The organism is Metabacillus sp. 22489 (assembly GCF_052044855.1).
Classification (GTDB): domain Bacteria; phylum Bacillota; class Bacilli; order Bacillales; family Bacillaceae; genus Metabacillus; species Metabacillus niabensis.
This window is the reverse complement of sequence record NZ_JBQENT010000018.1, coordinates 1-12,476: the sequence shown is the minus strand read 5'-3', so window position 1 is coordinate 12,476 and position 12,476 is coordinate 1. Positions and strand designations below refer to the sequence as shown.

The 12,476-nt window shown below is 35.8% G+C and carries 6 protein-coding genes; all 6 read left to right on the top strand.

What is annotated here, in order from left to right; translation table 11 throughout:
• The first annotated feature begins 4 nt into the window (after nucleotides 1-4).
• Entirely contained in the window at nucleotides 5-1,564 is a 1,560-nt protein-coding gene (locus ACTJJ9_RS12230) for a response regulator (protein ID WP_145580649.1), read from the top strand.
• 325 nt (nucleotides 1,565-1,889) lie between these two features.
• On the top strand, nucleotides 1,890-2,909 hold the full coding sequence (locus tag ACTJJ9_RS12225; RefSeq protein ID WP_145580648.1) for an ABC transporter substrate-binding protein: 1,020 nt from the start codon (nucleotides 1,890-1,892) through the stop codon (nucleotides 2,907-2,909).
• 110 nt (nucleotides 2,910-3,019) lie between these two features.
• On the top strand, nucleotides 3,020-4,540 hold the full coding sequence (locus ACTJJ9_RS12220) for a sugar ABC transporter ATP-binding protein (RefSeq protein ID WP_145580647.1): 1,521 nt from the start codon (nucleotides 3,020-3,022) through the stop codon (nucleotides 4,538-4,540).
• Nucleotides 4,537-5,562 carry an ABC transporter permease gene (locus tag ACTJJ9_RS12215; protein ID WP_145580646.1) on the top strand — a complete coding sequence of 342 codons (1,026 nt, stop codon included), beginning with the start codon at nucleotides 4,537-4,539 and terminating at the stop codon, nucleotides 5,560-5,562. The genes ACTJJ9_RS12220 and ACTJJ9_RS12215 overlap by 4 nt, the downstream gene beginning before the upstream one ends.
• On the top strand, nucleotides 5,559-6,548 hold the full coding sequence (yjfF, locus tag ACTJJ9_RS12210; protein ID WP_145580645.1) for a galactofuranose ABC transporter, permease protein YjfF: 990 nt from the start codon (nucleotides 5,559-5,561) through the stop codon (nucleotides 6,546-6,548). The genes ACTJJ9_RS12215 and yjfF overlap by 4 nt, the downstream gene beginning before the upstream one ends.
• A 284-nt stretch (nucleotides 6,549-6,832) precedes the next feature.
• A partial coding sequence (locus ACTJJ9_RS12205; protein WP_440768672.1) for an immunoglobulin-like domain-containing protein occupies nucleotides 6,833-12,476 on the top strand: 5,644 nt, incomplete at its 3' end.

Sequence of the window (12,476 nt, the reverse complement as noted above, 5' to 3'; positions counted from 1 at the left end):
TAATATGAAAAAAGTTTTCTTAGTGGATGATGAGATAGCAATTAGAGAAGGAATTGCGAAAAGTATTAATTGGGAAAATGAAGGCTTTGTTTTTTGTGGTGATGCTTCAGATGGTGAAGTTGCGCTTCCTTTAATCGAGAGGCACCAACCCGATATTGTTATCACTGATATTAAAATGCCGTTTATGGATGGTCTTGAATTAAGTCGAATGATTCGAGAAAAAATGCCTTCAACCAAAATCATTATATTAAGTGGACATGATGAATTTGAATATGCGAGAGAAGCAATGCGAATTCAAGTGACTGAATATTGTCTGAAACCAGTAAGTTCAAAAGATTTGCTTCATATACTAATGAAAGTTTCAGCTCAGATTGAGAAGGAGGAGCTTAACAAAAAACGACTTCTTGATTTAAAAAATCAAGCCATGCAAAGTAAAACCGTTGCTCGAGATAAATTTCTATATGAACTTTGTGAAGGGTTATATAGTTTTTCAGATGCTGTTAAAGAAGCATCAAGACTTAATATTCATCTTATTTCAAGCTACTATTATGTCGTCATGGTTGAAAGTAAAAGCGATTCTCATGAGTTTGACTGGATTGAAAAAGACTACTTATGTTTGCGTTTTCATAGGAAGGTAAGAGAATCTGTTTTTATTATGTTAGGAGAGTCAAAGCAGCAGCTTGAACATGAATCTGAAATGATTAGACAACGTTTGCATAAATATGAAGAACATTCACCTGATAATTCAATTCTCTTTGGTATAGGGAGAGTTGAAAGTCGTATAAAAGGTATTTCACAATCTTTTTCAGAAGCAGATGAAGAAAAAAATTATTCGAAAATCATAAGGAAATATAGTTCAAAGGAAACAGAAAGAGATATTGAATCGAAAAAAGAGTTACATCATTTAAAACGAAGAGATTTGATCGAGTTTCTTAAAGTGGGGAAAGAATGTGATATTGAAAGCTTTTCCCGTTCTTATTCGTCATATCTTCAAACAGGGAATGTTCGCTCACAATTTACCATTTATTATTTTCTAATGGATTTTACTATAACGATTACACATTATTTAAAGGAATTGGAAACTAAAACTGACAACTCTGAAGTTATGAAGGAAATAAGTCAATTAGAAATGAATGCAAGCTGGATTAGATATTATGATGAGGTTATTTCCTATATGGAAAAAATGTTAAAACTGGTTTTATCGACAAGAAGCGGAGCTACTATTCATTATTCCCAATCAGTACAAATGGCAGTGAATTTTATTCATCAAAGGTTTGATGACTCACAATTATCATTGCAAACAGTTGCAGATGCTGTAAATGTAAGCGCATCATATCTAAGCCATCTATTCAGTCAAGAAACAGGTACAACATTAATTGAATATTTAACGAATATTCGAATTGAAAAGGCAAAAGAGCTTTTAAAGACAACACAAAATAAAACATATGAAATTGCGAATCAAGTTGGTTACAGTGATTCACATTATTTTTGTAGAACTTTTAAAAAAATAACTGGTATGACAACAAGGCAATTTAAAAACCAAATGCAATTAGCGGGAAGCTAGTAAATGGAAAAAAATTTTGTCTGGCAATGCTTGCTGATTCCATGAAGCTTATGTAAAACTAGCTAATCCATTTTATCAACATAATCATATACTGATGACATTCGGCCTTCTTGGATAATCAAAAGGGTTTTCCTTTTTGAAAAATAGTGCAACTTTTCTAAAAATATTTAAACTTTAGTTGCTTTGCTCTATAGATGGCATAAATAAATACAATTAATTCAAAAGTTATTCTATTCAAACACAATTGTAAACGCTTTAAGATAAACTTATACCAATTCAGCAATGTAAAAAAACAAAGAATTGGAATGAAAGGGAGGTTCATTTTATGAAAAAAATGGGTAAAGGCAAAGCATTTATTTTAATAGTAATGGCTTTAATGCTCTTTTTAGCAGCATGTAGCTCATCAGGCACTGGAGGAAATACAGATAATAAGGACGCGGGTTCAGGAGGTACTAAATCTGGGGATAAGTTAGTCATAGGCTTTTCACAAGTTGGTGCAGAGAGTGAGTGGAGAACAGCGAATACAAAGTCTATGCAGGACGCAATTAAAGATGCAGGACATGAATTGAAATTCTCTGATGCACAGCAAAAGCAAGAAAATCAAATAAAAGCGATTCGTTCGTTTATCGCACAAAAAGTAGATGCCATCGTCTTTTCGCCAGTAGTTGAAACAGGGTTTGAAACTGTGTTACAGGAAGCCAAGGATGCAGGGATACCAGTATTTCTCGCAGACCGTGCAGTTGATATTGAAGATGACTCCCTTTGGGTCACATTTTTAGGATCGGATTTCGTTGAAGAAGGGAAAAAAGCGGCGAACTGGTTGGTGGAAGAAACAAAGGATGTAAAAGGTGATGTGAATATCGTTGAGCTACAAGGTACAGTAGGTTCAGCACCAGCAATTGACCGTAAAGAAGGATTTGAAGAAGTCATCAAAGAACACCCAAACCTTAAAATTATTAAATCACAAACAGGTGACTTCACACGTGCAAAAGGAAAAGAAGTAATGGAAGCATTCCTAAAGTCAGAAGGTGACAAAATTGATGTGTTATACGCACATAATGACGACATGGCGATAGGAGCAATTCAAGCGATTGAAGAATATGGCTTAAAACCAGGTGAAGACATTAAGATAATCGGTGTCGACGCAGTAAAAGGTGCATTCGAGGCAATGGCAGCAGGTAAGATGAACGTCACAGTAGAGTGTAACCCATTATTTGGCCCACAAATGGTTGACTTGATTGAAGCTCACTTAGCTGGAGAGAAAATTGAAAAGCGTGTCGCAGTAGAAGAAAGCATGTATACAATGGACCAAGCGGAAGAGCTTCTTCCAACTCGCCAGTATTAATACAACTGGAAAGTCACTAGTAATCAATTCGGTATTGTAAACTAGTGACTTTCTATTAGGTATTATAAAAATCAACAAAATATTAAGTGAGCTTGATAGGAGGGGACTCTATGAAAACAGCAACTCCAGTACTCGTCATGGATGGAATTACAAAAGAATTCCCAGGAGTTAAAGCTTTGTCAAATGTTCATCTGAAATTATATCCTGGAGAAGTTCACGCACTAATGGGGGAGAATGGTGCAGGCAAGTCAACCTTAATTAAAGTTTTGACAGGTGTGTATTCGATAGATAAAGGAAACGTTATGCTAGAAGGAAAACCAATTCATGTCACAAACCCACTAGAAGCACAAAATTTAGGGATCAGTACGGTTTATCAAGAAGTTAATTTATGCACTAATTTATCTGTAGTTGAAAATATATTTATTGGACGAGAAATTGTTAAGCGAGGACGCATTGATTGGAAAGAGATGAACAGACAAGCTAAAGATTTATTAAAGTCAAGGTTAAACCTTGATATTGATGTAACAAAACTATTGTCATCTTATTCAGTTGCTATTCAGCAAATGGTGGCAATCGCAAGGGCATTAAATGTTTCTGCGAAAATATTGATTTTAGATGAACCTACATCTAGTCTTGACCAAAATGAGGTTAATCAGCTGTTTGGTGTTATAAGGAAGCTTAAAAAGGATGGATTAGCAATCGTTTTTGTTAGTCATTTTCTCGATCAGATTTATGAAATAACAGATCGATTAACGGTCTTACGTAACGGTATGTGGATTGGAGAATATTTGACAAAGGAAATTGATAGACTTGAACTCGTCTCAAAAATGATCGGGAAAGATTTAAATGAAATCAATGAGAACAATAGAAATGTAGATTCTAATGACAAGGTAATGGAGCCTTTTTTGCAAGGGGAAAATCTCTCGAAAAAGGGGAACATCGAGCCATTTGATCTCAATATTCATAAGGGAGAAATAGTAGGTCTTGCTGGACTACTCGGTTCAGGCAGAACTGAATTAGCAAGATTATTATTTGGTGCAGATAAAGCAGATACAGGCGAAATCACGTTAGACGGGAAACAGATAAATCTTCATTCTCCAAAACAAGCTATTGCAAATAAAATAGCTTTTTGCTCAGAAAACAGGAAAACAGAAGGAATTATTGCAGACTTAACTATTCGTGAAAATATGATACTAGCCATTCAAGGAACACAAGGCTGGTTCAAGTATATTCCTAAGAAAAAGCAAATAGAAATTGTAGATGAGTATATTAAACTTCTAAACATCAATCCTCCTAATCCAGAACAATTAATTAAAAATTTAAGTGGTGGAAATCAGCAAAAGGTATTGTTAGCAAGATGGTTAATTACAAACCCAGACCTTCTTATCTTAGACGAACCAACTAGAGGTATTGATATTGGAGCAAAGACAGAAATTCAGAAGCTAATGCTCTCCTTAAGTAAAGATGGAATGTCTATATTATTCGTCTCATCTGAATTAGAAGAAGTGTTAAGAACTTGTCGAAAAATAGCTATCTTACGAGACCATAAAAAAGTTGGCGAAATAGATAATAACGAACAACTATCACAACAAGACATAATGAAAGTTATGGCTGGAGGAAATATATCATGATGAAATCAAAGTTATTTTGGCCAATTGTCGTATTGTTACTGATTTTATTTATAAATCTACTCTTTGATAAGAGCTTTTTTTCCATTGAAGTCAAAAACGGTTATTTAACTGGAAGTCTCATCGATATCTTGAATAGAGGTGCACCATTGCTACTCGTTTCGATTGGGATGACACTTGTTATTGCTACAAAAGGAGTAGACCTAGGAGTTGGTTCAGTCATTGCGATGGCTGGTGCTGTAGGAGCGATGGCTGTAAGTGGTGCTTCAGGAGATAATTTAACCCCATTATTTCTCGCTATTGGGTTAGTTATTGCGATTTCACTGTTGACTGGTGTGTGGAATGGCTTGCTTGTTTCACGGATTGGTGTACAGCCAATAGTAGCTACATTAATTTTAATGGTTGCGGGGCGTGGTATTGCCCAGTTAATTACAGATGGTCAAATTATGACTGTATATTATGATCCTTATACGTTTATTGGTGGCGGTCACCTGCTAATGATTCCTTTTTCGATTTTTATCGTTGCAGCAGTTCTCGCTATTGCTGCTTTCTTAACAAGAAAAACCGCATTAGGATTATTCATTGAGTCTGTAGGTACAAATCCTGAAGCAAGTCGTTTAGCGGGTTTGAATTCAAAAAACATTTTATTAATGGTCTATATCTTTTCCGGCTTATGTGCTGGAATCGGGGGACTCATTTTGAGCTCCAATGTTGCGAGTGCAGATGGTAATAATGCTGGTTTATGGTATGAACTTGATGCGATTTTAGCAGTGGTTATAGGGGGAACTTCGTTAAATGGAGGAAGATTTTCATTAGGTGGAACAGTGATCGGTGCACTTATTATTCAAAGCTTGACAACAACTATTTATTCCATTGGTATTGCTCCAGAAATAAACCTAGTTGTTAAAGCAATAGTTGTACTAATCGTATGTCTTTTACAATCTCCAGAGTTTAGAAAGAAACTATTTGGTCATATGGCAATGAGAAAAGTTGAGAAGAAGGATGAGGGGGTGACTTTATCATGAGAAAGTTACAGATTGATGCCAAACATCTCCCACTTTTTGCAACCATTGCGTTATTTGTTGTCATGTACATTTTTGGTTCAGTCAGATATACAGGCTTTTTTTCGTCTCAAGTATTCTTAAATCTATTTATTGATAATGCGTTTTTAATTGTCGTTGCAGTAGGAATGACATTTGTGATTCTATCGGGAGGTATCGACCTTTCTGTAGGTTCGGTAATTGCTTTAACAAGTATGGTTGCTGCAAGTCTTACGATGAACGCTCAACTATCTCCTTGGATTGTCGTACCAATTAGCTTAATGGTCGGAACAATTCTTGGTTTTGGCATGGGGTGTCTTATTCACTATTTTAACTTACAACCATTTATTGTTACTCTTGCTGGAATGTTTCTCGCTAGAGGATTGAGCTATTTAATTAGCGTTGAGACGATTTCAATTGATCATAAATTTTTCAATTTTATGGCTAGTACACGAATACCGATTGGTGGAGGTAATTTTATATCAATTAGTGTAATTGTAGCACTTGTTGTCGTGATTACAGCTGTTTTTATCGCACACTACACCAAATTTGGTAGAAATGTTTATGCTTTAGGTGGAAGTGAACAATCTGCACTATTGATGGGATTACCTGTTGGAAAAACAAAAATTATGATATACACATTAAGTGGATTCTGCGCTTCTCTAGCGGGTTTAATTTTTACCTTTTATATGTTGTCAGGATATGGACTTCATGCAAATGGGCTAGAGTTAGATACGATTGCAGCAGTAGTTATCGGTGGAACTCTACTTACTGGAGGAGCAGGTTATGTTGCCGGTAGTGTTGTTGGAGTATTAATATTAGGTATTATTCAAACAGTCATCGTGTTTGAAGGAACATTAAGCTCGTGGTGGACGAAAATTGCAATTGGTGCATTACTATTGTTATTTATTGTCCTTCAACGAGTGATTGTTTCTCGAAGTAAGGTAAATCAAGCATCGATATCACATTAATGGTGAAGGGTGAGATAGAACCCCTTCCATATATGTTTATAAGGATGTCCTAAAAAGTTAAGTTTTTAGTGACATCCTTTTTTACTAAAATTCCTATTTAAAAGGTTATTAAACCGTCAAGCTAAAAAAAATACAATTTTCTCTAAAGAAAATACATAAAGGAAAGGTAATTATTTTTTAGAGCTAAAAAAATGAAAGTATGTTCAAATTTTTATCTATTAAATCTAAAATGAAAGCGTTTTATAATTGAGTGGATGAAAAACATGCTAAGGAGGGGAACGTAAATGGCAATAAAGAAACCGACAACAATACTCGTTTTAACCCTATTAATCTTCAATACTATATCGGGGATAATTCCACAAAGATTATTTGCAGAAGAGCAGTTAACGAAGATACCTGAATTGATCCTTCATTATGACATGAAATCAAATGTTAAGAATGAGAATCAGATTACAATCAAGGACATTTCAGGTAATAATCAAACATTTGATGGTGTATTCAAGAATCCGGAAAATGGGCACATAGTTTACAATGATGAAGTTGGGTATGTTTCGTTTAATGGTGGAAGTTCAACATCGAGAAGCGGGTATATTGAAATACCTAAAAGTAAGGATGGGGCTGATCTATTAGATGGAAAACAGGATGTAACGGTCTCTACTCTTGTAAATTGGGAAAACGATGGGGCGAATCGTTGGATTTTTGGGTTAGGAACACCAACAGATGATGCAGAGAATGGGAATAAATACTTTTTCGTAACACCACTACATGGTTCTGGGAATGTTGCAGCTACAGGTATTTCTAAAGCTGGTTGGAGAAATGAGTCACTTATTAAAAGCTCATCACAAATGCAAGAAGGAAAATGGGAAGTAGCAACTGTTGTTTTCTCAGGAACTTCTAACACGATTTCTTTATATGTAAATGGGATGAAGATAGCTACAGGATCAGCAAATGACATAAAATTATCTGATATTATCGATCCTTCAGCAAGCTTCTCTGGTTTTATCGGAAAATCAATCTTTAAAAGTGATTCTTTTTTTAAAGGAATGATTGGAGATTTTCGGGTATACGATGGTGCAATGTCCGATGGTGAAGTTTCTGCTTTATATACAGAGACTGTAGCTAAAATTGATAACTTAAATCAACTTGTTATGAAGGAAGCGATAGATTCATTGGATATCACTCACTATTTAAACAAAAAAGATAAAAGTAAAGATGAGATTACTAGTCATCTTTCTCTTCCTAAGAAAGGTAGGAATGGTGTAGACATCACGTGGAGTTCAAGTAATACAAAGGTTATAACAAATGACGGACAAGTTATTCGTCCTGAAATGAATGAATCAGACGCAGAAGTCGAATTAACTGCAAATTTAAGTTATGAAGGGTTAACTGGCAAAAAAACTTTTACAGTCAAAGTGCTAAAGGCGTATAACGACCAAAATAAGGTTGAACTAGATGCCTCTAATGTAACTGTGGAAAATAGTCATAATGTAAGAGGGAATCTTAGTCTAGCAGTGAAGGGAGAACATGGAAGTACGATTACTTGGGAATCTTCGAATCCGGAAATTATTAAAGGTTCAGCCCAAGCAACTGAAGATGTAAAGCAACTTGGTTGGGTTACTAGGCCAAAAAAAGATACAAATGTCACATTAACAGCGACTATAACGAACGGTGAGGTAGAGGTAAAAAAGAAATTTAACGTGAATGTTATAAAAGACCCGGGTGAACTGAAATATGATGCTTATTTCTTTTCCTATTTTACAGGGGAATACGAGGGTGGAGAAGAAATTTTCTTTGCTACCGCTGAAGACCCGTTAAAGTGGAGAGCATTGAATAATGGCCAATCCGTTCTTCAATCAAACTTAGGAGAAAAGGGATTAAGAGATCCATTTATCATTCGGTCCCCTGAAGGTGACAAATTTTATATGTTGGCTACTGACTTAAAAATGGGGGAAAGCACCAACTTTGACCAGGCACAAATTACAGGCAGTCATTCACTTATGGTTTGGGAATCAGACGACCTAGTCAATTGGAGCGAACAACGAATGGTAGAAGTTGCTCCTAAAACAGGTGGCAATACGTGGGCACCTGAAGCAATTTATAACGAAAAGACAGGCGAGTATGTTGTATTCTGGGCATCTTCAATGAAAAATGAAGAAACATATGGTGATTACCCAAATGGACGACCAGCAGGACAGTATAATGTGATGTATTATGCAACAACAAGGGATTTCCATACGTTTTCTGAGCCAAAAGTGTTTATTGATGAAGGCTTCCCGACAATCGACACAAGCTTTGTTCAAAATAATGGCACATTTTATCGCTTTACGAAATCAGAAGTCAACTACAGAGTATATTACGAAAAAGCAACTGATATATTCCAAGATAAAGATGGAATTAAGGAGAATGGCTTTCAATATGACGTAATTCCGGGTACAAAAGATGGAAACAAAGGGCTAATTGGTCATCAAGGAAACAATGAAGGTCAAACGATCTTTAAAGATATTCATGAGGATAAATGGTATATGTTCCTAGATTCATGGCCGTATCATGTACGCTGGTCGACAAATTTGGAGGATGGCTCACAATTTGTGAATAACTTACTTCCAGAATCTGAATATGCTCTTCCACCAGGACCGCGACATGGAACCGTTATTCCAATAACACGTGCGGAATATAATGCTCTTCAAGAAAAATATGGTATGCCTTCACAAGAGCAATTAGAAGAACCAGTCCTACATTATACCTTTGACAAAGATGACATGGATGGGAAAACAGTAAAAGATGTTTCTAATAATGGTTTTGATGCAAAATTAATAGGTGAATCTAAGATTGATTCTAGTGATACGGTTGGTCAATCAAGCGGCTCTTTATACCTAGATGGAAATTCGGGATATGTTGAACTACCGAAAAATATCATAAAAGACCTCGATTTAGAAAGTATGACAATATCTACATGGGTTAAAGTAGATGGGAATCGGGCAAATCAACGGATTTTTGATTTCTCTTCTAATACAGGAAGAGTTGCAAATCGCAATACAATGTATTTAAGTACACAAGGTGATACGGGGAATCTTGAATTTGCAATTGTAACGCCTTTTACCGAGAAATTTGCAAATCAAAACTCACCATTAGGCAGCAATTATAAATATGCCCTAAGAGCTCCTAAGCTTTCAACAGAAAACTGGCATCATGTAGCGATGACAATTGAAGGATTTGATGCTGTATTATATGTTGATGGAAAAGAAGTATCGAGAAGCTCAACATATAATGTTGAGCCGAGAATGCTTTTAGAAACTACGATGAACTACTTAGGCAAATCTAGCAATGAGAATCACAGTTTATTTAAAGGGAAATTTGATGATTTTAGAATTTACAACCGTGCTTTAAATAATAAAGAAATTGCTAATTTAGCAGATGAACAAGTTTCTAAACCTCCAATCGAAGATCCGAAGGAAGCAAAATTAATTCTTGATTATGATATGAAAAATATTGATGGAACAAACGTTAAGGATAATGCTGGGAATTTCGAAGGGAAGCTTGTAAATCCTGAAAATGCACAATTAATTAAAGGAGAAGAAGTAGGTGTTATCAACTTTAAAGGTGGATCAACAAGCTCTTATATTGAAATGCCAAAAGGAGTTTTAGATAACTTGGAAAGTATAACCATTTCATCTCTGGTGAATTGGAATGGAGCAAATGAGGCTGAATGGATTTTTGCATTAGGTCAGGATAGTAACAAATATCTTTTTACAACACCAAGTCGTAATTCAGGTGATCGTTCTGCCCGTGTAGGACTCGGAATGACAAGCTGGAATAATGAAGCAGGTGCGAATGCAACAACTGGTCCATTAAAATCGAAGGAGTGGAAGTTAGTCACAGCTGTTATGTCTGGTGAAGATCAAACATTGAAGCTTTACATTGATGGTAAAGAGGTCGGAAGTGCATCAACAAATGGTTATACATTAGACCAGATTAACAATCTAAATGGACCAAGTGGTTTTATCGGAAAATCATTCTATTCAGCTGATCCATACTTTGGTGGTATGATTGCAGATTTTGAAATTTATGATGGGGCATTATCAGACTCAGAAGTAAGCGAACTAAAAGAAAGAGCGGATGAAAAAATAGCTGAAATGGATGGTCTATTACTAGAAAATGCAGTTAAGCAACTAGATTATGAACTGTTTATTAATGGAAATGAAAGGAAGGACGAAATCGTGACTGATTTGGCGTTTCCAAAAAATGGACCGTTTGGAACAGTCATTTCTTGGGAATCACAAAACAAAGAAATCATTACAAATGAAGGACATGTAAAAAGACCTTCTTATGAAGATGGGGATCAAAAAGTAACAATAACAGCCTCAGTTTCAGATGGGATAAATAGTATGAAAAAAGATTTCACTGTTACTGTTTTAAAGAAGCCACATGATTTAGCGGCAGTTAAAGCAGACGCAGAGGCTTTAAACGTTTATAACATAAATGATGTACGTGGAAACTTAACATTGCCGACAAATGGTGAAAATGGTTCAACGATTACGTGGAAATCCAGTGACCCTTCCATTATTACAACAACTGGTGAGGTGACTCGTCCTATACATGGGCAAGGAGGCGTAACAGTTAAATTGACGGCAACTATTGTATTAAATAATGAAAAAGTAACAAAACCGTTCCTTGCCGTTGTCAAAGAATTACCAAAGAAGGAAAGCTATGAAGGATACGTATTTAGTTATTTTACTGGTGAAGCTACTTCAAATGGTGAACAAATATACTTTGCCTTAAGTGAAGCAAATAATCCACTAAAGTGGCAAGAATTAAACAATGGCGAACCAGCGATTACTTCTGATTTAGGTGAAAAAGGACTTAGAGATCCATTTATCATTCGTTCACCTGAAGGAGATAAATTTTATCTAATTGCAACAGACCTAAAAATTAATGGTAATGGAAATTGGGATAGAGCACAAAGACATGGCAGCAGATCGATAATGGTTTGGGAATCGAATGATCTCATTAATTGGTCAGAACAAAGAATGGTAGAAGTTGCTCCTCAAGAGGCAGGAAATACGTGGGCACCTGAAATCTTCTACGATGAGACGACTGGTGAATATATTGTTTTCTGGGCTTCTAAATTATATGAGAATGCGGAACATACTGGTTCAACATATAACAAAATGATGTACAGCAAAACAAGAGATTTCTACACATTTACTGAGCCAGAAGTTTATATAGATAATGGATACTCTGTAATTGATACGACGATGATTGAGCATGATGGTAAAATTTATCGCTTTTCAAAGGATGAAAGAAATAATACTACTGAATCACCAAATGGTAAATTTATATTCCAAGAGGCAGGAGATTCTGTTCTTGACCCTAGCTTTGAGTTAATTAAGGAAGGTATTGGAAAGGGTTCAATTGGTGCAGGTGAAGGCCCAACAATCTTTAAGTCGAATACTGAAGAAAAATGGTACCTATTTTTAGACGAATTTGGTGGCAGAGGCTATGTTCCATTTGAAACGACCAATTTGGACTCTGGTGAGTGGAAAATGTCTGAAGACTTTGATTTACCGGCCTCCCCTCGCCATGGAACCGTTATTCCTGTGACAAAAGCTGAACATGAAGCACTACTTAAAAATGTTCCAAAAGTTGATGTGCCAAGTGCAGGAAAGCGAGTAACGAGCGTTTCTCTCAATAAAGCAGAATTAGAACTAGTTGTAGGAAATGAAGTACACCTTAAGGCAACAATTACACCAGAAGATGCAGTAAATCAAGATGTCCTTTGGTCAAGTAGTAGTGAAGATATCGCTAAAGTAGACGAAAATGGAAATGTAATAGCTTTAAAGGAAGGAAGAGTAATAATTAGCGTTGCTACAGTAGATGGGGGGCTCATGGACTTTACTGAGGTTATTGTTAAAGCAAAACCGGGTGAAG